Source organism: Desulfovibrio sp. SGI.230 (assembly GCF_050313065.1).
GTDB lineage: Bacteria > Desulfobacterota > Desulfovibrionia > Desulfovibrionales > Desulfovibrionaceae > Desulfovibrio.
In genome coordinates this window covers 254888-279295 of sequence record NZ_JBNPKS010000002.1, presented here as the reverse complement: position 1 = coordinate 279295, position 24408 = coordinate 254888, and the positions used below count along the sequence as shown (strand labels likewise).

At 66.2% G+C, this 24408-nt stretch carries 22 protein-coding genes; 7 read left to right on the top strand and 15 right to left on the bottom strand.

Going from position 1 to position 24408, the window contains the following annotated elements:
• The first annotated feature begins 74 nt into the window (after positions 1-74).
• From ACQRAG_RS03265 to ACQRAG_RS03245, 5 genes are all read left to right on the top strand, one after another.
• Complete coding sequence (locus tag ACQRAG_RS03265; protein WP_006008009.1) at positions 75-680, top strand: 3'-5' exonuclease; 606 nt, start codon at positions 75-77, stop codon at positions 678-680.
• Positions 677-1870: a GAK system CofD-like protein gene (locus tag ACQRAG_RS03260; RefSeq protein ID WP_304037760.1), complete on the top strand. Its 1194-nt coding sequence runs from the start codon at positions 677-679 to the stop codon at positions 1868-1870. Before ACQRAG_RS03265 ends, ACQRAG_RS03260 begins: the two co-directional genes overlap by 4 nt.
• The gene (locus ACQRAG_RS03255) at positions 1870-2910 is read left to right on the top strand and encodes an RNA pseudouridine synthase (protein WP_427803823.1); all 1041 of its coding nucleotides are present in this window, start codon (positions 1870-1872) and stop codon (positions 2908-2910) included. The genes ACQRAG_RS03260 and ACQRAG_RS03255 overlap by 1 nt, the downstream gene beginning before the upstream one ends.
• A gap of 190 nt (positions 2911-3100) precedes the next feature.
• The gene (locus ACQRAG_RS03250) at positions 3101-3730 is read left to right on the top strand and encodes a DUF47 domain-containing protein (RefSeq protein ID WP_204625862.1); all 630 of its coding nucleotides are present in this window, start codon (positions 3101-3103) and stop codon (positions 3728-3730) included.
• The gene (locus ACQRAG_RS03245) at positions 3723-4727 is read left to right on the top strand and encodes an inorganic phosphate transporter (RefSeq protein WP_168935650.1); all 1005 of its coding nucleotides are present in this window, start codon (positions 3723-3725) and stop codon (positions 4725-4727) included. The genes ACQRAG_RS03250 and ACQRAG_RS03245 overlap by 8 nt, the downstream gene beginning before the upstream one ends.
• A gap of 115 nt (positions 4728-4842) precedes the next feature.
• On the opposite strand, the gene ACQRAG_RS03240 is transcribed toward ACQRAG_RS03245, so the two are convergent.
• The 10 genes from ACQRAG_RS03240 to ACQRAG_RS03195 form a co-directional block, all read right to left on the bottom strand.
• The gene (locus tag ACQRAG_RS03240; protein ID WP_289616739.1) at positions 4843-5736 is read right to left on the bottom strand and encodes a DMT family transporter; all 894 of its coding nucleotides are present in this window, start codon (positions 5734-5736) and stop codon (positions 4843-4845) included.
• A 127-nt stretch (positions 5737-5863) separates the two neighbouring features.
• Positions 5864-6778, bottom strand: coding sequence for a D-alanine--D-alanine ligase family protein (locus ACQRAG_RS03235; protein ID WP_168935652.1), 915 nt, complete (start codon positions 6776-6778; stop codon positions 5864-5866).
• Positions 6735-7424, bottom strand: coding sequence for an HD domain-containing protein (locus ACQRAG_RS03230; protein WP_204625860.1), 690 nt, complete (start codon positions 7422-7424; stop codon positions 6735-6737). Before ACQRAG_RS03230 ends, ACQRAG_RS03235 begins: the two co-directional genes overlap by 44 nt.
• Before the next feature lie 743 nt (positions 7425-8167).
• Positions 8168-8965, bottom strand: a complete 798-nt coding sequence (locus ACQRAG_RS03225) for a 4Fe-4S dicluster domain-containing protein (RefSeq protein WP_204675274.1) — start codon at positions 8963-8965, stop codon at positions 8168-8170.
• A gap of 14 nt (positions 8966-8979) precedes the next feature.
• A complete protein-coding gene (locus ACQRAG_RS03220; protein ID WP_204625601.1) occupies positions 8980-10542 on the bottom strand; it encodes a hydrogenase in 1563 nt (520 codons plus the stop codon).
• A 3-nt stretch (positions 10543-10545) separates the two neighbouring features.
• A complete protein-coding gene (locus tag ACQRAG_RS03215) occupies positions 10546-12081 on the bottom strand; it encodes a proton-conducting transporter membrane subunit (protein WP_168935550.1) in 1536 nt (511 codons plus the stop codon).
• A gap of 9 nt (positions 12082-12090) precedes the next feature.
• Positions 12091-12711 (bottom strand): hydrogenase-4 component E, encoded by a 621-nt coding sequence (locus ACQRAG_RS03210; RefSeq protein ID WP_168935549.1) that lies wholly within the window; start codon positions 12709-12711, stop codon positions 12091-12093.
• A 3-nt stretch (positions 12712-12714) separates the two neighbouring features.
• Positions 12715-13647, bottom strand: a complete 933-nt coding sequence (locus ACQRAG_RS03205) for a respiratory chain complex I subunit 1 family protein (RefSeq protein WP_006008038.1) — start codon at positions 13645-13647, stop codon at positions 12715-12717.
• Positions 13644-15656, bottom strand: a complete 2013-nt coding sequence (locus tag ACQRAG_RS03200; protein ID WP_302261119.1) for a proton-conducting transporter membrane subunit — start codon at positions 15654-15656, stop codon at positions 13644-13646. Before ACQRAG_RS03200 ends, ACQRAG_RS03205 begins: the two co-directional genes overlap by 4 nt.
• 325 nt (positions 15657-15981) lie before the next feature.
• Positions 15982-16938: a UDP-glucuronic acid decarboxylase family protein gene (locus tag ACQRAG_RS03195; RefSeq protein WP_168935547.1), complete on the bottom strand. Its 957-nt coding sequence runs from the start codon at positions 16936-16938 to the stop codon at positions 15982-15984.
• 227 nt (positions 16939-17165) lie between these two features.
• Between ACQRAG_RS03195 and ACQRAG_RS03190 the strand changes: the two genes are divergently transcribed.
• On the top strand, positions 17166-17987 hold the full coding sequence (locus ACQRAG_RS03190; protein ID WP_427803824.1) for a TatD family hydrolase: 822 nt from the start codon (positions 17166-17168) through the stop codon (positions 17985-17987).
• A gap of 384 nt (positions 17988-18371) precedes the next feature.
• On the opposite strand, the gene ACQRAG_RS03185 is transcribed toward ACQRAG_RS03190, so the two are convergent.
• The 4 genes from ACQRAG_RS03185 to rfbF form a co-directional block, all read right to left on the bottom strand.
• Positions 18372-18761, bottom strand: a complete 390-nt coding sequence (locus ACQRAG_RS03185) for a YbjN domain-containing protein (RefSeq protein WP_168935545.1) — start codon at positions 18759-18761, stop codon at positions 18372-18374.
• A gap of 280 nt (positions 18762-19041) precedes the next feature.
• Entirely contained in the window at positions 19042-19512 is a 471-nt protein-coding gene (locus ACQRAG_RS03180; protein WP_168935556.1) for a dTDP-4-dehydrorhamnose 3,5-epimerase family protein, read from the bottom strand.
• Positions 19513-19594: 82 nt separating this feature from the next.
• Positions 19595-20704: a CDP-glucose 4,6-dehydratase gene (gene rfbG, locus ACQRAG_RS03175; protein WP_427803825.1), complete on the bottom strand. Its 1110-nt coding sequence runs from the start codon at positions 20702-20704 to the stop codon at positions 19595-19597.
• A gap of 106 nt (positions 20705-20810) precedes the next feature.
• Positions 20811-21575, bottom strand: a complete 765-nt coding sequence (gene rfbF / locus ACQRAG_RS03170; protein WP_168935543.1) for a glucose-1-phosphate cytidylyltransferase — start codon at positions 21573-21575, stop codon at positions 20811-20813.
• Between the two features lie 224 nt (positions 21576-21799).
• Between rfbF and ACQRAG_RS03165 the strand changes: the two genes are divergently transcribed.
• On the top strand, positions 21800-22465 hold the full coding sequence (locus tag ACQRAG_RS03165) for a hypothetical protein (RefSeq protein ID WP_239463887.1): 666 nt from the start codon (positions 21800-21802) through the stop codon (positions 22463-22465).
• A 266-nt stretch (positions 22466-22731) separates the two neighbouring features.
• Here the strand turns inward: ACQRAG_RS03165 and hflX are convergent, their stop codons facing one another.
• Complete coding sequence (gene hflX / locus ACQRAG_RS03160; protein ID WP_303994846.1) at positions 22732-24366, bottom strand: GTPase HflX; 1635 nt, start codon at positions 24364-24366, stop codon at positions 22732-22734.
• Between the last annotated feature and the right edge of the window lie 42 nt (positions 24367-24408).

Here is a 24408-nt window from a genome sequence, read left to right as displayed (position 1 = left end):
TGTGTTATAAGGGGCAGGTATGCGCGTACCGCAGGTACGCGGTACCTCCCTTAGGACACAAACCCCCGAACGGCATGAATCTGGAAAGTCTGCGTCGCCGCCTGAGCAGCGACGAAATCAACGCCCTGCCCCTGTGCCATTACGAAGGGCCCATCCATCTGGTGCGCAGCCTGGAAGACTGGGAAAAAGCCCTGCCGGATCTGCAGCAGGAACAGGTGCTGGGCTTCGACACCGAGACCCGTCCTTCCTTCCGTAAGGGCCGGGTCAACACCCCTTCCCTGGTGCAGCTGGCCACGGCCCGGGCCGTGTATCTGGTGCAGCTTTCCTGGTGGCCTTTCGGGCCCGAACTGGCGGGCCTGCTGGCCGACCCCGCGGTCATCAAGGCCGGGGTGGCCATCGGCGACGACATGCGCGAGCTGGCCCGTCTGTATCCTTTCAAGCCTGCGGGCATGGTGGATCTGGGCATGGTGGCCCGGGCCCATCAGCTGACCACGCAGGGCCTGCGCACCCTGGCCGCCAACCTGTTCGGGCAGCGCATCTCCAAGGGGCCCCAGTGTTCCAACTGGAGCGTCATGGAGCTGAGCAAGCGCCAGGTCATCTACGCTGCCACCGATGCCTGGATCGGCCGCGCCATCTACCTCAGGATGCGCGAACTGGGCATGACCGGAGAAGCGGCGTGAGCGTCCTCCTGCCCGCCCTTGGTCCCCGGCTGGTCTTCTTCACCGGCGGTACGGCCCTCAGGGGCCTGAGTCGCAGTCTTACCCGTTACACCCACAATTCCGTCCATCTGGTGACGCCCTTCGATTCGGGCGGCAGTTCCGCCGCCCTGCGCGAAGCTTTTGCCCTGCCCGCCGTGGGGGACATCCGCAATCGTCTGGCCGCCCTGGCAGACAGCATGATCCCGCAGAGTGTACTGGACTTCTGGGAGATGCGCCTGCCCGCGGAGGGAGATTCCGAGGCCCTGCGCGCCCGTCTGCGCGCCATGGGCAGCGCCGGGCATCCCTGCTGGCGTCCCCTGCCGTCGGTCATGGCCGATGTGATGCGGGTGCATCTGGGCTATTTCCTGGAGCGCATGCCCGATGATTTCCGCCCCCAGAAAGCCAGCATGGGCAATCTGCTGCTTGCCGGGGGCTATCTGCATTTTCAGCGCAATTTCACGCCGGTGCTGAGCCTGTTCAGCCGTCTTTTGCAGGTGCGCGGCGTGGTCCTGCCCATCGTCAATGCCTGTTTGCATCTGGCTGCCGAGCTGGCCGACGGCTCCGTCCTGGTGGGGCAGCACCATTTCTGTCGCCTGACCCAGCCGGTACGGCGCCTCTACCTCACGGTCCACGAACCGGGGCGCACTTCCACGGCCCTCACGCCCTGCCGTCCGCCCCTGTCGGCCACGGCGGCCACCTATCTGCAAAGCGCCGGGGCCATCTGCTATCCCATGGGCAGTTTCTACACCAGCGTGCTCTCCAATCTGCTGCCCGACGGCGTGGGCCGTGCCGTGGCCGCAGCGCGCTGCCCCAAGATCTACATCCCCAATTCCGGCAAGGATACCGAGGCCCAGGGCCTGACCCTCACCGCCCAGGTGGACATGCTGCTGCGTCACCTGCAGCAGGACGCGCCGCAGGCGGGCCCCGGCGACCTGCTGCATGCCGTGCTGCTGGACAGCCGCCACGGCCGCTATCCCGGCGGCATCGAATGGAAGGAGCTGGAGCGGCGCGGCATCGAGGTGGTGGACAGGGAGATGGTCTGCCCCGACGATCCGCAGCATCACGATTCCGAACGGGCCTCCGTGGCCCTGCTGGAACTGGTGGAAGAGCTGCGCGCCCGTGAGCGTGCCCCGGAAGCGGGGACGGCCGCGATCCCGGAAGAGGATGCCTGATGGACGCCCTGCACCAAGACTGTCATGTGGCCGATGCCGCTCTTGCCGGCCAGCGGCTGGACGCGGCCCTGGCCGTGGTACTGGAAGCCTTGGGCCAGCCTGTGCCCGGCCTGCGCGGCCGTCGGCGCCTGCTGGAAGAAGGGCGGGTGCGGGTCAACGGCCGTCAGGCCTCCGCCGCCTACCGTGTCCGTCAGGGCGACAGTATCAGCCTTTCCCCGGCTCTCCCGGAAGTTTTTCCTGATCCTGCTGCCGGTGGAGAAGCTCCACGTGCGCTTTCCCGTCAGGGGCGCTGGCAGGCTTTGTTCAAACCCGCAGGCTGGCACAGCGTCAGTCTGGCCGGGGGCAGCGGCCGCAGCCTTGAGGCCGCCATCCCTTCGCTGTGGCCCGAGGGCGCCGTCCCTCCGGCCTGGGCCCTGCTGCAACGCCTGGATGCCCGGACGTCGGGCATCGTCTGTGCCGCCGTGGCGGATGATGCGGACGGCCTGGACGCCACGGTGCAGGATTTTCGTCAGGCCGAAGCCGGGGGGCGGTGCTGCAAAGGCTATCTGGCCCTGCTGTCCGGTTGTCTGGAGCAGGAGGCCTGCGTGCGCCGGGCCCTGGATATGGCGCAGCGCCGTGTGGTCCGTGTGCTGGATGCCGAGACCGCTGATGCCACCCGCTGGACCTGGTTCCGGCCCCTGTACCGCTGGCAGGGCGAGTCCTGCCGTGCTTTCGCCCGCGAACTGTGCCGGCGCTTTTCTTTGTCCGTCCCCTCTTTGCCCGACAGTCTGACCCTGGCGGGCTGTACCATCCATCGGGGCGCCCGGCACCAGATCCGGGCCCATGCCGCCGCTCTGGGCCATGCCTTGTGGCTGGATGGCCTGTATGCTTCCTCCCTGCCGCAGTCCTCAGAAGACGGGCAGGGATATTTTTTTCTGCATCACGGCGCCTTGCATCTGCCGGAGGCCCGCTGGCTGCTGCCGCCTGACTGGCTGCCGGAAGGGGAAATCGCAGCCGCAGGCCGGAAATGGCTTGAAAACGATTTCATGGACACCGTATAATCTCTGCAAAGATAATAAACAGATATCATTATCTATTGTAACAAAAGGCGGTACCCGCCCGGAAACACGCATACCGGGCGTACACGATAAGGAATGAAGTCAGGGGATCCCGGTAATACATCCCTTTCGGCCGTTTGCCGCAGGGGCAGGGGACCCCGTCCAGGGATCTTTCACATCAAGAGGAGGGCGCATGTTCGCATCCCTGCTTCCCAAGTCCGCTCCGTTCTTTGAAATGCTGCTGGAGCAAAACAGCCATTTGCGCCACATGTCGCGACTGTTGCTCGCCATGCTGGAGGACCTGTCCAAGATGGACGAGGCCCACAAGGAGATCGCCCTGATCGAGGAAGAGGCGGACAAACTCCATGTGCGCATCATCCGCGACCTGTCGCAGACCTTCATCACGCCCATCGACCGTGAGGACATCCTGCGCATCAACCAGGAACAGGAAGAGGCTCTGGACGGCCTGCACACCCTGAGCACCCGTCTGCACATCTTCGAGTTCCCCACCATGCGCTTCCCCGCCGTGCAGCTGGTGCGCACCATCTGCTCCATGCTGGAGCTGACCGGCGAGATGCTGGACGGCCTGACTCGGCGTGAGGACTGCCACAAGACGCGCGCCTTCCGCTACCTGCGCGGCGAGTGCGACATGCTGCTGGCCGTGGGACTGGCCGAGCTCATGGACGACCAGCAGGAGATCACCCCCGCCCGGCTCATGAACATCATGAAGTGGAGCCAGGCTTACGACCGCATCAGCATGCTTCTGGAAAACGTCAATAATCTGGCTGAAACCATCGAAGAAGCGGTGCTGAAGAATGTTTGAGATCCCTCTCCTGCTCATTCTGATCGTCCTTGTCGCCCTGGTATTCGACTTTACCAACGGCGCGCATGACTGCGCCAATGCCATCGCCACCGTGGTCTCCACCAAGGTGGTGACGCCCCGCTTTGCCGTGGGCATGGCGGCCGCCCTCAACCTGGCCGGGGCCCTGCTGGGCACCGAGGTGGCCAAGACCCTCGGGGCGGGACTTGTCCTGCCCGAAGTGGTCCAGGGCAGCCATATCCTCGTGCTGGCGGCCCTGCTGGGCGCCATCTTCTGGAACTGCCTCACCTGGTATTTCGGCATCCCCTCGTCGTCCTCCCATGCGCTCATCGGCGGCCTGGTGGGTGCTGCCCTGGCCCATGCCGGGCCAGATGCCCTCAATTTCGCCGGTATCGTCAACAAGGTGCTGCTGCCGCTGGTGCTCTCGCCGCTGGCGGGCTTTGGGGTGGGCTTCCTCATCATGTGGCTCATCTACTGGATCTTCGCGCGGGTCATGCGCAGCAAGGTCAACCGCATCTTCCGCAAGATGCAGCTGGTGTCCGCGGCATTCATGGCCACCAGCCACGGCCTCAATGACGCCCAGAAGACCATGGGCATCATCACCCTGGCCCTGTTCATTTTCGGCGAGATCGACGAAGTGGCCGTGCCCCTGTGGGTCAAGCTGGCCTGCGCCATGGCCATGGCCGCCGGTACGGCCATCGGCGGCTGGAAGATCGTCAAGACCATGGGCCACCGCATCTTCAAGCTGGAGCCCGTGCACGGCTTTGCCGCCGAGACCTCGGCCGCTCTGGTCATCTCCGGGGCATCCGTGCTGGGCGCTCCCGTGAGCACCACGCACACCATCTCGGCCTGCATCTTCGGTGTGGGGTCCACCAAGCGCCTTTCCGCCGTGCGCTGGACCGTGGCCGGACAGTTGGTCACGGCCTGGGTGCTGACTCTGCCCGCTGCGGCCACCGTGGGCTTCTGTTCCTACTGGTTGCTGCATCTGATCTGGAACTAAGCGGATACCGCCCTGCGGGCCCGTTGCTGAAAAGCCCCGTGCTGTCGTCATGACGGCGCGGGGCTTTTGGCTGTTCCGGGGCAGGGGGGTATCTCGGGGCGCGGCCCGGCTGCGGTCAGGCTTTTTTGCGGCGCAGGGGCAGGCGGCCTTCGGAGATGACCAGACCGAGGATGATGAGGGCCATGCCGGTAAGGGCCAGGCCGGTCAGGCGCTCGCCCAGCAAAAGGGTGGCGGTGATGACCGAGACCACGGGCACGGCGTAGATATAGACGCTGGTCTTGATGGCGCCCAGGATGCGGATGGTGAAATTCCAGGTGGCGAAGCACAGGGCCGAGGCCCCCAGGCCGAGGAAGAGCAGGTTGGCCAGCATCTCGGGCTGCGCCAGACGCTCCAGCCCCCAGCGGAATCCGGACAGCGGCAGGGTTGGCAGCATGAAGAGCAGGCCCCAGCAGAAGATGCGGCGCGTCACCTGCAAGGTATTGTAACCGTAGTCGCCTATCTTGCGGGTCAGGATGGAATAGAAGGCCCAGGTCAGGGCCGCCAGCAGGGCCAGGACATCGCCCAGCGGGTTGAGCCGGAGCACGGCATTGCTGTTGACGGCGATGCAGACGATGCCGGACATGGCGCAGACGAAGCCCACGAAAAAGCCGGGATGCAGGCTCTCGCCCAGGACGATGCGGGCCAGCAGGGCCGTCAAAAAGGGCGATATGCCCACCAGCACGCCCACGTTGGACGCCGTGCTGTAGCTCAGGGCGATGTTCTCCAGCAAAAAGTAGAGGGTCACGCCGCACAGGCCCGCCAGGGCAAAGGTCACTTCCCGGCGCCGGTCACGCACATGCAGCAGGCGGGGGCAGGCCAGCAACAGGGCACAGGCCCCCAGCAAAAAGCGCAGGAAAAGGATCTCGATGGGCGCAAAGGCCTGCAGCAGCACCTTGGTGGAGGTGAAGGTGGCGCCCCAGATGAGGATGGTCAGGATGGCGGCCGCGTGGGCGGCAAAAGTGGGATTCATGGGGCTGCCTCCTTGGGCAGACATGCGCCGGGGCGCTCAGAACGGGGCCGCTCCCGGCACGGGCCGGAAACGAAAAAGCGCGCTGCCCGGGGACAGCGCGCCTGAAGGCAAACGGAAGGGGCAGGGCTCAGGCTTTGGCGTGCTGTTCCATGCCCAGCTCGATGAGTTTTTCCAGCAGCTGGCCAAAATCCATGCCCAGCTGAGCGGCCTCCTGCGGCACGAGGCTGGTGGGCGTCATGCCGGGCAGGGTGTTGACCTCCAGCAGGTGCAGGCTGTCGTCGGGGCCGAGGATGAAGTCGGCGCGGCTGTAGCCCTTGAGGCCCAGGGCCTTGTGGGCGGCCAGGGCCAGGCGCTGCACCTCGGCGGTGACGGCCGGGGAAACGGGCGCGGGGCAGAGCTCGCGCGCGCCGCCGCTGGCGTACTTGCTCTCGTAGTCGAAGTAGTCGCCCGCCACGGGCTCGATGAGGATGGGCGGCATGGCTTCCTCGCCCAGGATGCCGCAGGTGATCTCCTTGCCGGGCAGCTGGGGTTCGATGAGCACACCTTCACCGGCGGCGAAGATCTCGTCCATGAGGGCATCCAGTTCCTGCCGGTTGGTGGCACGGCCCAGACGCAGGGAAGAACCGCCCGTGGTGGTCTTGACGAAGAGCGGCCAGGGCAGGCGCGGTTCCCAGCCTTCGGCGGGACGCACGGGCAGGAATTCCCAGTCGGCCGTGGGCAGGCCGGCCATGCGGAAGATCTGCTTGGCGGCGGCCTTGTTCAGGGCCAGGAAGGAACCGGAAGGCCCGGAGCCCTGGTAGGGACAGCCGGCCTTTTCCAGCATGGCCTGCACCAGACCGTCCTCGCCCGGCGAACCGTGCAGGTTGATGAGGGCAAAGTCATGCTGCCGGGCGGTCTCCAGCAGCTCGTCGAAATTTTCCAGCAGGTCGAAGAAGGTCACGGCGTGACCGCGTTTGAGCAGGGCTTCCTGCATGCCGCGGGCACCGGTCAGGGAGACCTCACGCTCGCTGGACCAGCCGCCCGCTATCAAAAGAATCTTCATGGATGGCATACCCCAGATGCGCCTCGAAGGCGCGTTCGATACATTCGCCCTGCTGCCACGAAAGGCGGATGCCCTTGCGGGCCTTTTCCGTATGGCCGTAACGCACCAGCAGGTCTTCATAGCGCTGGCGCAGGGGCACGCACTGGTCGTGCTTGACCCGCTTGTCAGCGTAGATCACGAAAAACGGGATGGAGAACAGGCGTTCGGGCTCCTGCTCCGGGACGGCCCAGGGCCAGTGGACGTGCAGCAGCACGCCCTGCGCCAAGGCATGGTTGCGGGTCTCGGCCACCACCCAGCTGGCCCCCAGCTGGGCATGGCTGCCGCCGTGCAGGACGCTGTAGGTCTTGGCGATGTCGTGCAGCATGGCGCTGGCGCGCACAGCGGCCACATTGACCGGGAACCCGGCCGCGCGGGCCCGCTGGGCCAGCTCGGTGGCGATATGGGCCACCATGCGCGAATGGGCGCGGATATTGTCCAGCATGCCATATTTGTCCCAAAGGGCCATGCAGGCGGCATCGTCGGGGATGCTGCCCTGCGTGGGGGACTCCAGGGCCGGTTCGGGCAGGCAGGCCAGCGGGTGCACCAGAGGCCATTCGCCGTTTTCCGGCGTGCCGATGACGGGAGTGGATGTGGTGAAGATGGACATGGCGGCAGTATGCCACCGGCCCGGGGGGAAGGCAACGTAAAAGAGGTTCGCCGCTGCGGCAGGAGAAGGATGGACGCTGCGCCGTGCCGGGATAGAGCCGCGTGACGCGGAGGGCTGCCGCACGATGAGCGGCCGTTGCCCGACATCCGGGCTGGTCTGCCTGCGCGGCGAGCGGCAAGGGGCCGGGGCTTGGGCAGCCCCAGGCCCCCTGCACCCCCTGCCCCGCCTCGGTCCCCGGTACTGCGCGGGCGCGCCGGGGCAAGGGCGGCACGACGCCTTCGGCGTACGCCGCCCGATCGGCGCGCTCAATGGATGGGGAAGAAAAGTTGCAGTGATGGCAGAACGGCCGCTGGTTGGGTGGGGGATGCGTAGAGCGTATGCGGAGAGGATGCCGTTATTCAAGGCAGGACGCAGATGGCTTTTAGACAGAACGGGATAGAAGACATGCCTGTCCGTGATAGGCATACCAGGGGCGGGAGGAGGGACTTGCGAAAGTGGTGGCTGCGTTTTTAGCAGTGAAAAGAGGCTCGCTCGAATGGCGGCCCGCAAGGGGCGTGCCCGTTGCGACGAAGGAATCTACGGGCATCAAGGGCAGAGCTGACGGCAAGGGGCCGGGGAAAAAGCACGTCTTTTATCTATCTGTCAGAACAGGATAAAACGCGCTGGGGAGGGGGAGGGGAGTTTGAGGGGAGGGAGCCCCCCTCTCGCGTCAGCAGAGGGGGTCCCCCTCCCCTCACCTATCTTTACAGCACGTCTTTTTCCGACTTGAGGCGCAGCAGGCCGTCGAGGATGCTCCAGGGGCTGGGCGGGCAGCCGGGCACGAAGAGCTGCACGTCGCACAGGGGCGGCAGACCGCCGCAGCATTCGTCGCTGTCGGCGAAGAGGCCGCCGGAGATGGCGCAGGAGCCCACGGCGATGGCGATGCGCGGCTCGGGCACGGCGGCCCAGGTGGCCAGCACGGCTTCGCGCATGTTGCGGCTCACGGGGCCGGTGACCAGGATGCCGTCGGCATGACGGGGCGAGGCCACGAAGTTGATGCCGAACTTGCCCAGGTCGTAGACCAGGGTGCCCAGCACGTTGGTGTCGGCTTCACAGGCGTTGCAGCCAGCGGCGCTGATCTCGCGCAGCTTGAGCGAGCGGGAGAACAGGCCGTTGCAGGCCCTGGGCTTGTGCAGGGGCCGGGGCTGGGCCGTGACGATGAGGTCCTCACGGGCAAAGGCGGCCACGCGATAGTCCTTGGTGAAGCGGATCAGGCCCTCGCCGCGTGCCGCGGTGCAGGCGCGGGCACAGGCACCGCAGAACAGGCAGCGCCCCATATCCAGGGCGATGCCGCCGGTCTCTCCGGCGGGGCCGGGTTCGGCGGGCGAGAGCTTGCGCAGGGCCCCGGTGGGGCAGACGTCGAGGCAGGCGCGGCAGGAGCCGCAGTCCCCGGCCGCGATCTCGGGGCGACCCATGTAGCGGGGCGAAAGGCCCGGCGCCTTGCGGGGGAAATCCAGCGTCCTGTATTTCTGGTGCAGGCGTTCCTTGAAGATGTCCAGCATGTCAGTCCTCCTGCCTACAGGTCGTGGCCGCAATAGGAAAGGTTGAAGCTCTTGTTGCAGAGCGGGAAGTCGGAGATCTGTTCGCCGCGCAGGGCCATCTCCAGACCGCTCCAGTTGTGCCACGAAGGATCATAGATCTTGTAGACGCCGAAGCGGCCTTCCGCATCCGTGACGGCCACATGGCACAGCTCGCCGCGCCAGCCTTCCACCTGGGCCACGGCCAGCATGCCGCCGGGCAGGGTATCGGGCATGGGCGCACGCCAGAGGGCGGTATCGCTTTCGCCCTCGCGGAGCTTCTCCTCCTCGCCCAGACGGGCCAGATGCTGGAGGTCGGCTTCCACCAGACGCACGGAATCGGCCACTTCCAGACGGCGCACCGTGGCGCGGCCCAGCACGTCGCCGCCCTGGGCGGTACGGATGTCGGTATCTTCCAGCGGCAGGCGGGAAAGGGGCGCATGGCGCCGGGCATCGCGCGGCAGGCCGCAGGCACGCGCGGCCACGCCCACCATGCCGAAGTCCTCGGCGGTGCGCAGGCTGACACAGCCCGTGCCGGTCAGACGGTCCAGCACGCTGGGCGAGGCGAACATCACGTCCACGGCGCCCTTGACGTCACGCCAGCCCGCACGCAGGCGATCCAGCAGGCCGCGGCAGGCAGCGGGGTCCAGATCCCAGTTGACGCCGCCGGGGCAGACCAGGCCGCGCCCGAAGCGGTTGCCGCAGATCTCGGCGGTCATGTTGAGGAAGTCGCCGCGGATGCGGCCGTTCCAGGACGAGGTGGGCAAAAAGCCCGTATCGCCCGCGATGGCGCCCAGGTCGCCGGTGTGGTTGGCCAGGCGTTCGAACTCCAGGCCCATGCGCCGCAGCAGCTGGGCGCGCAGCGGTACGCTGACGCCCGCCAGACGCTCCAGCACCACGCTGTAGGCCGTGCAGTGGCCCACGCTGGTGTCCCCGGCCACGCATTCCATGAGCGCGGCATCACGCAGGTGCGGGCCGCCGGCCAGCATCTTTTCCACGCCGCGGTGCTGGAAGCCCAGGCTGATCTCCAGATTGAGCACGTTCTCGCCGTAGCACTGGAAGCGGAAGTGACCGGGTTCGATGATGCCCGCATGCACGGGGCCCACGGCCACTTCGTGGACCTGGCCGCCTTCCACGCGGTAGTGGTCGCACTGGGCCGGGCCGGGACGTTCCGCGCCCGAGGCGGGCGTGGTGTAGCGCACGGGCTTGAGCCAGGGGTGGCCCTCGGGCACGATGCCCCAGGCCTCGCAGACTTCACGCTCGAAGCGCTGGAGCTGCGGGCATTCCTGGCTCATGGACGCATAGCGTTCCAGCGGCAGGCAGCGGGAGGCCCACAGTTCCTGCCGCTGGTCATGGGCCATGACGCAGCACAGGCCGGCGGCGGCCGTATTGCCCGCCACCAGCGCCAGTTCGCCCTGGGCGTACAGGGCCCGGGGCAGGCCAAAGAAGGCCAGCACGCGCCAGCCGTGCGCCACCTGCGTCAGGATGGCGGCCCGCAGGGAGGCCGCGTCAAGACAGGGGATGTCGGCCAGTCTGGCCGGGGAAGCATAGGAAAAACGCATGGTCTAGCCTCCAATGAGGGCCGCGCTGGCGCGCAGCAGCTTTTCGACGCCGTCGGGCATCCAGAAACCCAGCAGCAGCACGCACAGGCCCAGGGCCATGGGCGGCAGCACGCTCAGGGCGGACTCACGCGGGCACTCGGGCATGTCGGTGGGGCGGGTGCCCTGGAACATGCGCAGCACGGCCACGGACATGCCCACGAAGATGATGGCCAGGGCCAGCATGTACAGGGCGGCCACCAGCCACTGGCCCTGCTGCAGGATGCCCTTGAGGATCAGGAACTCGCTGACGAACAGGCCGAACGGCGGCGAGCCCACGATGGCCAGGAAGCCGCCCATCCACAGGGCGCCGGTGACGGGCATGGTCCAGCGCAGGCCGTGCACGTCGTAGCTGGAATAGGTGTGGTAGCGGGCCAGGATGTTGCCGGCCAGCAGGAAGAGCATGCACTTGGTCAGCGAATGGCACATGGCGTGCAGCATGCCGCCGAAGGCCGCGGCGCCGCCCAGGCCCACGGCCAGGGCCAGGATGCCCATGTGCTCCACGCTGGAGTAGGCCAGCATGCGCTTGTAGTGGCCCTGTCCCACGATGAAGATGGCGGCCACGAACATGGAGACCAGGCCGAAGAAGACCAGCAGCGTGCCGCTGAACCCGCCCAGGCCCGCGCCCAGCATGATCTGATGTCCGCGGAGGATGCCCAGGAAGGCACAGTTGAGCAGGGCGCCGGACAGCAGGGCCGAGACCAGCGAGGGGGCCTGGCTGTGGGCGTCGGGCAGCCAGTTGTGCAGGGGCGCCAGGCCCATTTTGGTGCCGTAGCCCACCAGCAGGAAGATGAAGGCCGCCTTGAGCCAGGGCAGATAGGTCGCCGCGCTCTGGGGCGCATCCAGCACGGCCAGGGCTTCGGCGCGCTGCCGGGCCAGATGGCGGAAGGCCTCCACCTGATCCATGCTCTCCACCGGCGGCACGCCGGGCTCGTAGAAGGCCACGGAAAGCAGGATGTTGCCCAGCAGGGCCAGGGCGATGCCCACGGAACAGATGATGAGGTATTTCCAGGTGGCTTCCAGCGACTGCTTGTGGCGGTGGAAGTAGATCAGGGGCGCGCTGGACAGGGTGGTGATCTCGATGCCCACCCACAGGGCGCCCAGATGGCGCGTGGTGGTGACCAGCGTCATGGCCGAGAGGAAGAAGCACAGGCAGGCCGTGAAGCGGCGTTCCGGAGCATTGGTGAAGGCCCGGCCGTCCAGGATGCTGGTGCGTTCGGTGATCAGGGCCTCGTCGCGCAGATAGCCCACGCCGTAGACCGAGGCCACCAGGAAGAGCACGCTGGCCAGCACGAGGAAGAGCGTGCCCAGCGCGTCAGGCGCCAGCAGACCGGCCAGGGCCTGCGGATGCAGGCCGCCGCTCACGTCGGCAGCCAGTTTGACGGAAAGGGCCGTGTGCAGCACGGCCGTGAGCAAGAGCAGGCCGCGGCAGACGGTGGTATTGCCCAGCAGCAGCATGAGCAGTCCGGCGCACAGGGGCGCAAACAGCAGACATTCCAGCATGGTCGCCCCCTAGTCGCGCAGGTCGTGGAAGCCCACGTCGATGGATTCGAACGTGTGGCTGATGTGGTTGATGGCGATGCCCATGACGAAGACCGCCACGAAGATATCCAGCAGCAGGGTCAGCTCGAACCAGACGGCACCGGCCGTCATGAGCGGGATGCCCAGCAGGAAGATGCCGTTTTCGGCCACCAGATAGCCCATGACCTGCGAGAGCGCCGTGGCACGGCCCACCACCAGCAGAAGGCCGCAGAACAGCGTGGTCAGGCCGGCGGGCAGGAGCAGGGGCGGGAAAAGGCCGGGCGTCATGGGCAGGCGGCCTTCCAGCCAGAGCGAGAAGACCAGGCAGGCCAGACCGGTGAGCACGGCCAGGCCAAAGCCCAGACGGGGCTTGATGTGCGGATTGGCACCGATCTGGCGCCGGGTGCGGTGCAGCAGCCAGGGCAGCAGGCCGCCCTTGATGAGCAGCACGGCCACGGCCAGCAGGGCATGGTCATGGATGAGCAGCAGGCCGCCCAGCAGGATGCCCTGCGCGGTCACCAGATTGATGAGCGTGCGCAGGCGGCCCATGCCCAGCAGGGCCAGGTTGTTGAGCGTCAGCAGGAAGAGGAAGAACTGGAAAAGAGCGCTCATGATTTACCTCACCTGGGTCAGGATCAGGGCCAGGGCCGAAAGCACGGCCGCGCCGCCCAGCAGCACGGGCACCTTCTGCATGCGCAGACGGGCCATGACGGATTCCACGATGCCCACCAGCACGGCCACGGCAAAGATGCAGGCCAGCCAGCACAGGCTCTGCTGCCACAGGGGCAGGTCGGGCACCAGGATGCCCGCGGGCAGGGCCGCGAAGAACCACAGCTTGAGGGCCGCGCCGTACTCGATGAAGGAGAGACTGGGGCCGGAGTGGTCCAGGATCATGACCTCGTGGATCATGGTCAGTTCCAGATGGGTGGTGGGGTCATCCACGGGGATGCGGCTGTTCTCCACCAGCAGCAGCACGAAGAAGACCACCGGCACCAGCAGCAGCTCGGCACGTCCCAGCAGCCATTCGTGGGCCGGACGGCCGCCCAGCATGCCGGACAGGGAAAGCGCATCGTGCATGCCCAGGGTGGAACCTACGCCCACCAGGGTCAGCAGGCAGAGGAAGAGCACCGGCTCGGACAGGGCCGAGAAGGCGGCCTCGCGGCTGGCGCCCATGCCTTCAAAGGACGAACCGGTATCCAGGGCGGCCAGCATGGTCAAAAAGCGGCCCAGGCCCAGCAGGTAGGCGGCCAGCAAAAAGTCGCCGGAAAAACGCAGCGGCGAGGCCATGCCGCCCAGGGGCAGCAGGGCAAGGGCGCAGAGCACCGTGGCCAGGCCCACCACCGGACCTAGGGTGAAGACAGGCGTGGTCACCTGGCTGATGACCTCGCCCTTGCGCAGGCCCTTGAAGATGTCGAAGTACAATTGCAGCACAGGCTTGCCGTGCCTGCCTGCCACCTTGGCCTTGATACGGGCTATGATGCCCGGCAGCAGCGGCGCCAGCAGCAGGGCCAGCGCATACTGGAAACAGTAGAAGGCGAGATCGCTCATGCGTGCAGCCCCCAGGCCAGCAACGCCACCAGCGTGGCGAGGATGTAAAGGATATAGAGATGGATCTTGCCGTGTTGCAGGATCTTGCACATGTTGCAGAGCTTTTCCACGCCTTCGAACAGCGGCGTGAACAGGCCCGTACGCAGACGGTCAGGGGCGGAGATGGCCACGGACGCCTTGCCGGGGAAGTAATGGGCATCCAGCTCCTGATGCACCTTCAGGCCCATGGCGCCGCCGAAGATGCGGCCCAGCGGCTCGGAGAAGGAAGCGTCCGTGTACTGCACGCGCGGGGTCCCGTACTGGTAGCCGCAGCCCCAGGTCTCCTCACGGCGCAGGCGGCCGGCGATGCAGACCTTGCGCAGCAGCCACAGGGCGGCCACCAAGGCCAGCAGCACCATGCCCACCAGCGAGACCGTGCCCAGCATGTCGGCCACACGCAGCATGACCTGCTGCCCGGCTACCGGATCGGGCAGGGGCGCGTTGACCGTGCTGATGAGCCAGCGGAAGCAGTGGCCGGAAGCCAGGCCGCCGGCCACGCAGAGGAAGGCCGGGATGGCCAGGGGCCAGAGATCGCGGGGACGGGGGCGGTGGGCCTCTTCCACACAGCGGCTGCGCGGCGCGCCCAGGAAGGTGATGCCGTAGGCCTTGGCATAGGTGGCGGCGGCCAGCCCGGAGACCAGGCCCAGCACCACCAGCGCCATGAGCAGACCCAGCTGCTGTTCCACGCCGGGCAGGCTGGAGCCGTCCAGCAGGGAAAGGGCCAGTACGAACTCACCGGCAAAGCCGTTGAAGGGCGGGAAGCAGGCGATGGAGACCGCGCCGATGCCGAAGGCCGCGCCCACCAGGGGCATGCGCTGCTGCAGGCCGCCCAGCAGTTCCATGCGCACGGTGCCGGTGGCGTGCAGCACTTCACCGGCGGTGAGGAAGAGCAGGCCCTTGAAAGCCGAGTGGTTGAGCATGTGGAACATGGCACCGGCCAGACCCAGGGTCCCGATCCAGCTGTTGCCGCTGTGGCTGCCGATGAGCCAGGCGCCCACGCCCATGAGCATGAGGCCCATGTTCTCCACGCTGGAGTAGGCCAGCAGGCGCTTGAGGTTGCTCTGGGCCAGAGCCTTGAGGATGCCCATCAGCGCCGTGCCCAGCCCCAGGAACAGGGTCAGCCAGCCCCACCAGGCCGGGGCGGCGCTCAGGGGGGCCACGAATTCGCAGCTGCGGATGATGCCGTACAGACCGGCGTTGATCATGGCGCCGGAGAGCAGGGCCGAGATGTGGCTGGGCGCGGCCGGGTGGGCCTCGGGCAGCCAGACGTGCATGGGCGCGATGCCGGCCTTGGCGCCGAAGCCCAGCAGGGACAGCACGAACAGGACCGAGGCCAGCGGCACCACGGGGCCTTCCTTGAGGGCCAGGGTCGCAAAGGCCGTATCGCCCGCGTTCTGCCAGAGCAGGCCGAAGAAGGCCAGCAGCAGCACGGCACCCAGGTGGGCGGCCACCAGATAGACCCACGAGGCGTCGCGCACGTTGCGGTCGCTGTCGTTGAAGTCGATGAGGAAGAAGGGCGACAGGGACATGACTTCCCAGGCCAGCAGGAAGAGCACGGCGTCACGGGCCATCATGACAACGGCCATGCCCAGCACCAGCAGCAGATAGAAGAGCCAGTGGGCGGCCAGGTTATGTTCGCTGGCGCGGGTATGGCGCAGCGAGATGCCCCCGGCACAGGCACAGACGAAGCCCAGGCCGAAGACCGGCAGCAGGAAGACGCGGGAAAGGGCGTCCAGCCCCAGACTCAGACCGCCCACAGGCAGGCCCCAGGCCTGGGTCCACAGCAGGCTGCCTGTCCAGCTGTCCGTGAACAGGCCCGCCATGCCCAGGGCACAGCCGCAGGCGGCCCCCAGAGGGCCGAACAGATCGGCCAGCCGGGTCGTGGCGGGCGTGGGGCGGGCAAAGGCCAGCAGCCCCAGACCGGCGGCGCTGACCGCCAGTACACACAGAGCCAGTAAAATCAGAAACATGAGCACACTCCGACATTCAGACCGTCAAAGTACACGATGCGGCCCTGCCGTGGGCAGGACCGCATCTGTGAAAACTTTTCTGGCGGCATGGTCCGAGCGCTCCTTCCCCGGAGACTTGCAGCGCCCATGCCGGACGGACAGACGGACTCCCTGTCCGTCAAGGGTTATGGTTGCGCGTCCGTACCGGCCGGTACGGATCCCCCTGCGTCGCCTTCCCCGGGCGGCGCATCCATATATGAATTCGACCGGAGCGGGGGCGGCGGCGCGCTGCATGCACAAAGGCGGCTGCGTGCTCGCCGCTATCCCCTGTTCCGGACACGGACATCTAGGCCAGACCCTTGCGGATCTGCTCGTCGAAATAGGCGATGGTCTTTTTCAGGCCTTCTTCCAGCTGGACCTTGGGCTCCCAGCCCAGGACCTCGCGGGCCAGGCTGATGTCGGGACGGCGCTGTTTGGGGTCGTCGCCGGGCAGGGGCTCGCAGATCAGCCTGGAGCTGCTGTTGGTGAGTTCGATGACCTTTTCGGCAAGCTCGCGGATGGTGAACTCGCCGGGATTGCCCATGTTCACGGGGCCGGTGAAGTCGTCGGGCGTGGCCATGAGGCGGCACATGCATTCCACCAGGTCATCCACATAGCAGAAGGAGCGGGTCTGGCTGCCGTCGCCGTAGATGGTGATGGGTTCGCCCTTCAGGGCCTGCACGATGAAGTTGGAGACCACACGGCCGTCGTTGGGATGCATCTTGGGACCGTAGGTGTTGAAGATACGGCCCACCTTGATGTTCACATTGTTCTGGCGGCGGTAGGAGAAGAACAGGGCCTCGGCGCAGCGCTTGCCTTCGTCATAGCAGGAGCGGATGCCGTTGGGGTTCACATGGCCCCAGTAGCTCTCGGGCTGCGGATGCACGTCGGGGTCGCCGTAGACCTCGCTGGTGGAGGCCTGGAAGATGCGCGCTTTCAGGCGCTTGGCCAGACCCAGCATGTTGATGGCACCGTGGACGCAGGTCTTGATGGTCTGCACGGGGTCGTGCTGGTAGTGGACGGGCGAGGCCGGGCAGGCCAGGTTGTAGATCTCGTCCACTTCCACGAACAGGGGGAAGGTCACGTCATGGCGCAGCAGTTCGAAGCGCTTGTTGTCCATGAGCTCTTCCACATTGGAGCGGGCGCTGGAAAAGAAATTGTCCACGCACAGGACTTCGTGCCCCTCGTCCAGCAGACGCGCGCACAGATGCGAGCCCAGAAAACCCGAACCACCAGTGACAAGAACCCGTTTTCGCAAATGCATGATAGCCTCTCAACGTAAAATGACCAATAGGCACAGAGAGTGTACGCCCTTGTCCCGGGACTGGCAATGCCTGAAACGGGGCTTTTTCGCGGCGGGGCAGGGGCTTGCGTCACGTGTCTGCCCCTGCTAGAAGCCATGCCAGACGGACGCCCTGCCGGGGATGGGGCGGTGCCCGTCCACGGGGCAGCGCTGCCCGCATCCCGCATCCTCTCCATCCCGGATCCGCCATGAGCCACAAGAAAGTTGAACGTATCGATCCCCTGACCCAGGCCCTGCCCTGCGTGGGCTGCGACAGCCACGCCCATCTGGACGGCGAGGAATTCGACGCCGACCGCGAAGAGGTGCTGGCCCGCGCCCGTGCCGCAGGTGTGGCCACCATCGGAAACATCTTCCTCGATCCTGACCGCTGGCGCCGTCGCCGCGGCTATTTCGATGCACATCCCGAGGTCTTTTTCGTGCTGGGCATCCACCCCTGTGACGGACAGCAGTGCACGCCCGAAGTCCTTGCGGACATCCGTGAAGCCTTTGCCGTGGATGACCGCCTGCGCGCCGTGGGCGAGATCGGGCTCGATTTCTACTGGGACGACTGCCCCAAGGAGATCCAGTACCAGGTCCTGCACGATCAGCTGCAACTGGCCCGCGAGCTGGAAAAGCCTGTGGTCATCCATTGCCGCAACGCCGAGGCCGAGACCCTCATGACTCTCGAAGCCCGCGGTTTTGTCGGCTATCCGCTGCTCTGGCACTGCTTTGGCGGCGATGCCGACATGGCCCGGCGCATCATCCGCAACGGCTGGCACATCTCCATCCCCGGACCGGTCAGCTACCCGGCCAACAAGGCTGTGCGCGAGGCCCTGGCCGCCATCCCTGACGACCGCCTGCTGCTGGAGACCGACAGCCCCTACCTTTCGCCCGTGCCCTGGCGCGGCAAGCGCAACGAGCCTGCCTTCACGGTCTTCACCGTACGCCATATGGCGGCCGCCCGCGGCATGGAGCCCGAAGAGCTCTGGCAGCTCTGCGGCGACAATGCCCGAAGGTTCTTCGGGCTATAGCCAGCCTCTGTTGCCGGGGCCGCAGCGCTGGGCGTCGCCAACGGGCACAGCCCTGCGGGCTGCCTTGAGGAAAGGCCTTTCCCGGCCCGGCTCCCTTCCCGGTGCACTTTGGCGGGGAGGCTGGAGCATCGTGCCGTGGACGGTTGGGACATGATGCTGTTCCCCGGCGTTACGTAAAGACGGTATTTGCAAAGAAAGGACGGACGGTCGCTCAACTGGCGGCCGTCCGTCTTTTTTGATGTCCGGGTGATGCGGGCCGGAAAAGGGGAGCTTCGCCGGTGCGGTCGAAGGTCGTGCCTTTTCCGTCATACAGACCGGAAGCGGCTGGCAGTCTTCCTGCCAGCCGCCGTACGTCATGGGAGTGAAAGGATCACGTCAGAGAGGTCACATCAGCAGGGTCTGCCCAAGCTCGAAATGGGCGGCACATACGATGTCGATATAGCGCGTGATCTCCTCCTCGAGGATCTCGGTATCGCTGAAGCACTCGATAGCGACACGGATGAAGTATCTTTCCTCATCCTGGTCGAGGAGCATGCACTTCACGCATTTCAGCTTGCATTCAAGGCGGTTCCCCTCCCTGAGTACAGCGAGCTCGTCAGCCTTGTCGGCCGGGACGGTCAGGTCCGTGAAGATACGGAGATAAGTGGGATCGTCTTCCGAAAGGGTCATATAAAGGGTGCGGCCCTGGGCCTTGAAGGTCAGGTCGCCGTCATCATCCACATGGGCGATGTAACCTTCGGTCTGAAGTATCTTTTGCAGTTCTTCTGTCGTCATGGGTACCTCGGGGGCTGGCAGCTCCCGTGCGGGGCAGGGGAGCAGACGTTGCGGGAGCGTCTCCCGGTGGTGCCTGCCGCCGTAAGACACGGCCTTGTTGCAGGCAGAAAGGGCACATCGCCGGAGCTCCGCCTGTTGCGGGGGAGTTGGCCGCGTACTGTTGCCCTCGTCGTCATATCTGACCAGCGTACTATTATTGCGGAACAAGGCTGTTTTGTGAAGAGGGGAGGGAGCACCCTCCTGGCGCAGGCATGGATCCCCCTCCCCTCAAAAATCCCTGCTAGTCCCAGCTGTAGGGGATGTCCTTCGTATCGGCGGGCAGGCGTTCGCCTTCCTCGGGATCGTGGGGCAGGTCGGCGCAGTTGCAGATCAGGGCCGGTTCGTCCGTGGCGGCGGTAAAGCCGTACCAGACCCCCGTGGGGATGCGCAAAAGGCCGTAATGGTCGGGGCGGCCCAGATACAGTTCCCGCAGCACGCCGCAGGTGGGCGAATCGGGGCGGGCGTCATAGAGCACGAGTTTCAGCAGGCCGTGGGGCACGGTGTAGTACTGGGTCTGGCGGCGGTGGCGTTTCCAGGCCTTGATGGCCCCGGGCAGGACCTCGGAGAAATAGACCTCGCCCAGATGCAGTTCCCCGTCCGCCGTCTCGGCGTGGGGGCGCAGGGGAGAGTCGGGGCGCAGCATGTGCATCACCGGGCCGCCGGGGGTAGTGATGACCTTCAGGGGCTGGAAGCTGACACCGTCGATGCCCATGTCCGGGCACGGATGTTCGGAACGTTCCATGGGGATGTCCTTTCTGGACGGCGGACCCGCCCGGAAGACCGGGCGGGCGGCCTTATTTCGTCCAGAGCTGCTCGCGCTGTTCGGCGGCGTTCACATAGGCCGCGATCTGGCCCAGGCTGAAGTCCAGCATGGAGCCCTGCTTGGCGCCGTCGCCGCGATAGAAACGATGGTACCATTCGGCGGTGAAGCGGATGGTCTCCTCAAAGGTCAGGGTGGCTTTCCAGCCCAGATGGGCCAGGGCCTTGTCGCAGCAGAGCTTGAGCAGGGTGCATTCCTTCATGCCCGCCTGTCCGGCCTTGTCCATCTCGCTGCGGAAGCCGGGCCAGTGCAGGGCCAGGGCCTCCACCACTTCCGCCACGGTATTGTTGACGTTGGCGGCAGGGCCGAAGTTGTAGGCCTCGCCGCGGGTCTCGAAGGGCCCCTTGCGCGCGCCCAGCAGATGGGCGCCCAGCCACAGATAGCCGGACAGGGGCTCCAGCACCAGCTGCCAGGGGCGGGTGGCCCAGGGGCTGCGGATCTGCACGGCCTGACCGGCGGCCCAGGCGCGGGCGCAGTCGGGCACGATGCGGTCGGCGGCCCAGTCACCGCCGCCGATGACGTTGCCGGCACGCACGGTGGCGCAGGCCGGGCCGTCCTTGAAAAAGCTCTTGAAATAGGAATGGGCGATGATCTCGGCGCAGCCCTTGGAAGCGGAGTAGGGGTCGTCGCCGCCCAGATGGTCGGTCTCGCGGTAGCCCCAGACCCACTCGTCGTTGCGGTAGCACTTGTCCGAGGTGATGAAGACCGCGGCTTCCACGCTGGGGCACTGGCGCACGGCCTCCAGCATGTTGAGGGTGCCCAGCATGTTGGCTTCGAAGGTCAGGGGCGCGTCTTCGTACGATTTGCGCACCAGGGCCTGGGCGGCCAGATGGAAGACCACATCGGGGCGGAAATCCTTCATGGCGCGGATCACGGCATCACGGTCGCGGATGTCGCCGCGCATGTCCTGCACGTGCTGTTCCAGATGCATGGCCTCGAAATGGGACGGGCTGGTGGGCACGCAGTCGGCAAAGCCGCAGACGGTGGCGCTCATCTGGCTCAGCCACGCGGCCAGCCAGGAGCCCTTGAAACCGGTATGGCCGGTGATGAACACACGGCGGCCTTTATAGCAGTTGGCAAACATGGTCTTCTCCTGCCGGTCGTGTTCGCGCCGGCGTCATGACGGGAAAAGGGAGGGTCGCCGGACGGCGCCCGGAAGGAAGGCGGGGCCGCAGCCCCGCCGGGAGGATCTATTTCCAGAAGGCCTTGCCGCTGTCCCACAGCTCGTTGAGCTTGATGGAGTCGCGCAGGGTGTCCATGCACTGCCACTGTCCGGGATGCGGGTACATGGAGAGCTGGCCTTCGGCGGCCAGGCGCTGCAGGGGCTCTTTTTCCAGATCGCAGGATTCGTCTTCGTCCAGATAGTCCAGGAACTCGCGCTTGAAGACGAAGAAGCCGCAGTTGATGTACTCATTGAGCACGGGTTTCTCTTCCCAGGACAGGATCTTGCCGTTCTCGTCGGTGCGCACGGTGCCGAAACGCGAGGGCATGCGCACGCCGGTGAAGGTCCCGATGGTGCCGGACTTCATGTGGAAGTCGATGAGCTTGTCGATGTCGATGTCGGCCACGCCGTCACCATAGGTGACCATGAAGCGGTCGGTATCGATGTAGCGGGCCACGCGCTTCAGGCGGCCGCCCTTGAGGGTCTCCTGGCCGGTATCGCACAGGGTCACGCGCCAGTCCTCGATCTCGCGGGGATGGGGGGTGATGGCGCCGCTGCGCAGGTCCACGGTGAAATCCGTGTTGCGGATGTTGTAGTCGTGGAAATACTGCTTGATGTATTCGCCCTTGTAGCCCAGGGGCAGGATGAAGTCCTTGAAGCCGAAACGGGCATAGATGTTCATGATGTGCCAGAGTACGGGCCGCCCGCCGATCTCGACCATGGGCTTGGGTTTGATGACGGTCTCTTCCCGCAGCCGGGTGCCCTTGCCGCCGCACATGATGATAACTTTCATACAGCCTCCGCCTGTCCGCCACGGAGCGGGACAGCAGTTGCCAAAGGTTTCGTATCCCGACCGGCCGGGATGGCACGGTCAGCCGGCGGCGATGCTAGCAAAAGGCGTGACGGAAAAAAAGCCCCTGTTTCCCGGCCATTGCGGCGGGGCGAACGCTTGGCAACCACCGGCGTCTGCGCTATCTTGTATGTCGCCCAAAAGTCATTTCCTGCATGGAGGATCCTATGCGCAAAAATTGCAGATCCCTGTTGCTGGCGTCGCTCGCCCTGACCTGCGGCCTGCTGGCGTCCTGCCTTTCGTCCGGCCCGGAAAAACCGCTCGGCGCCATGGCCGACGCCATGGAAAAGAACGACAGCGCGGCCTTTCTGGCCCAGATGGACATGCCCCTGTTCGCCGCCAACGAGGCGCGGAACATGACCAATGAGAACGAGGCCCTGAACATGCTGGATTCCCTGGGCCAGGATCTGGGGCTGGGCGGTATGGACCAGCTGCTGGGCAGCGCCCTGAACATGGAGGACAAACTCCGCAAGAGCCTGACCCGCGGTGTCTCCACCGGTGAGCTCATGGCCCATTGCCGCAAGGCCGAGCGCCCCGACTGCCCGTGGGTGCCGGAATCGCTCAGGAACGCCAAGGTGGTGGAGCTGGGCCCCGATGCGGCCGTGGCTTCCGTGACCACGCCTGCCGGCATGACCTCCTGGCTGGCTCTGCGGAAGCAGGGCGAGACCTGGCGCGTGGTGGGCCGGGCCGTCATGGAGAACATGGCTCGCGCCTTTGCCCAGGCGGGATCGCAGACCAAGGCCGCGCCCGCCGCTCCGGCCAAGGCGCAGCAGCCCGCAGCCAAGCCTGCTCCCAAGCCCGCTCCCAAGGGCGATGGGGCCGTCACCTTGTAGACAACGATAAGGTTGCCGTCGTGTGACGGCAGAACGTCGTTATGATGCCATGAGGGCCGCTCCAGGAGCGGCCCTTTTTTATGGCGTCGGCACATTGGCGCCACGCGCGAAAAAAACAAAAATGCCGTGCAGCGGCAGCGCGTTGAGCGTTGCCTGTCAGGAAAAATGGCCGATCTCGGAAAGACGGCGGAAAGAACCGTAACGGCAGCCCATGCGACGGCCGATCCAGCGAAGGGGCACAACGTCCGGTCGGTATCCCGGGCGGGCTACTGCAGGACAGGGCCATCCTCTTCAAAGGGGATGAGCAGCTGGCTCTGCTGGGTGCTGAGCAGCATGTTCTCCAGCACTTCCAGTAGGCGATTGAGGCCGTCGCCGGTACGGGCGGAGACTGGGATGGCGTGCGGGAAGGCATCGGCCAGTTCGGCGCGGGCGGGCACGTCCAGCAGGTCCCACTTGTTGAGCAGCAGGATGCGCGGCATATGCTGCAGCTCCAGCTCCTCGAGGATGGTCTCCACAGAGGTGATCTGCTGCAGCAGGTCGGGATGCGAGGCGTCGGCCACATGCACCAGCAGGTCGGCGGACTCCAGCTCTTCCAGCGTGGCGCGGAAGGCATCCATGAGCTCCTTGGGCAGGTTGCGGATGAAGCCCACGGTGTCGGCCAGGATGATCTCGCGTTCGGCCGGGAAGCGCAGTCGGCGGGTGGTGGGGTCGAGGGTGGCGAAGAGCTTGTTCTCGGCCAGCACCTCGGAGCGGGTCAGGTTGTTGAGCAGGGTGGACTTGCCCGCGTTGGTGTAGCCCACCAGCGCGGCCATGGGGATGCCGCGACGGGCGCGGCGGGAGCGGGTGAAGGCCCGCTGGCGGCGCAGCTGGTCCAGTTCCTTGCGCAGGCGGGCCATACGCTCGCGGCTGCGGCGGCGGTCGGTCTCCAGCTTGGTCTCGCCGGGGCCGCGTCCGCCGATGCCGCCCATAAGGCGGTCCATGGCGCGGTTCTTGCCCGTAAGGCGGGGCTGGGTATAGCGCAGCTGGGCCAGTTCCACCTGGAGCTTGCCCGCGCGGGTCACGGCATGCTGGGCAAAGATGTCCAGGATGAGCTGGGTACGGTCCAGCACCTTGCGCTCGGTGATGTCGGCCAGGTTGTGGAGTTGGGCCGGGGAAAGCTCACCGTCGAAGACCAGGGTCCCGGCGCGGCCCTCCAGGGCCAGCACTTCCAGCTCGGCCATCTTGCCCTTGCCCAGGATGAACTTGGGATTGACCTGGGCCACGCGCTGCACCATGCGCCCGGCCACGGCCAGACCGGCGGTGCGGGCCAGCTCGGCCAGCTCGTCGAGGTTGCGCTCCTGGATGATGCGGGGCTGGGCCGCCACGGAGACCAGCAGGGCGCGGGGCGCGTCCGAGGCCTCGCGCGTGTCGTCGCTCCTGCGGGCCAGCTCTTCTTCCAGAGCTTCGGCGGTGGCGGCGAAATGGGCGCTGGTCTGGTCCCAGGGGCGGAGCTGCTCCACTCGGTAGGGCTGCCCGGCCACGGGCGTGGGCAGCAGATGGGCCTCCTGCCATTGCACGGGGTCGCCGTCAGGATTGACGGTCAGCACGATGATGGCGTCCAGACGCAGGAAGAGCAGGTCCATGAGGTCTTCCTGGCTGAGGCCGTCGGGCGTGAGGTGGGTGTGGAGCAGACGAAGGCCGCGCAGACGGTCGGCACCGGAGCGGGCGCGGGGCAGTTCCGGGATCAGGATCCCGCCTGCCTCGCCCACCAGTACCATGTCCACGCGGCCTTTACGGTCGATGAGCATGCCCAGTTGACGCCCCAGGGCGCGCGACAACAGCGACAGTTCCCGGGCCTGGTCGATGGTATAGACATCAGTGGCCGGGAAACGTCGAGTGGTCAGCCGGTTGAGGGCCTTCAACTGGCTGGGCTTGAGCCCCTGCAGGTTGCCTTCGAGCCTGGA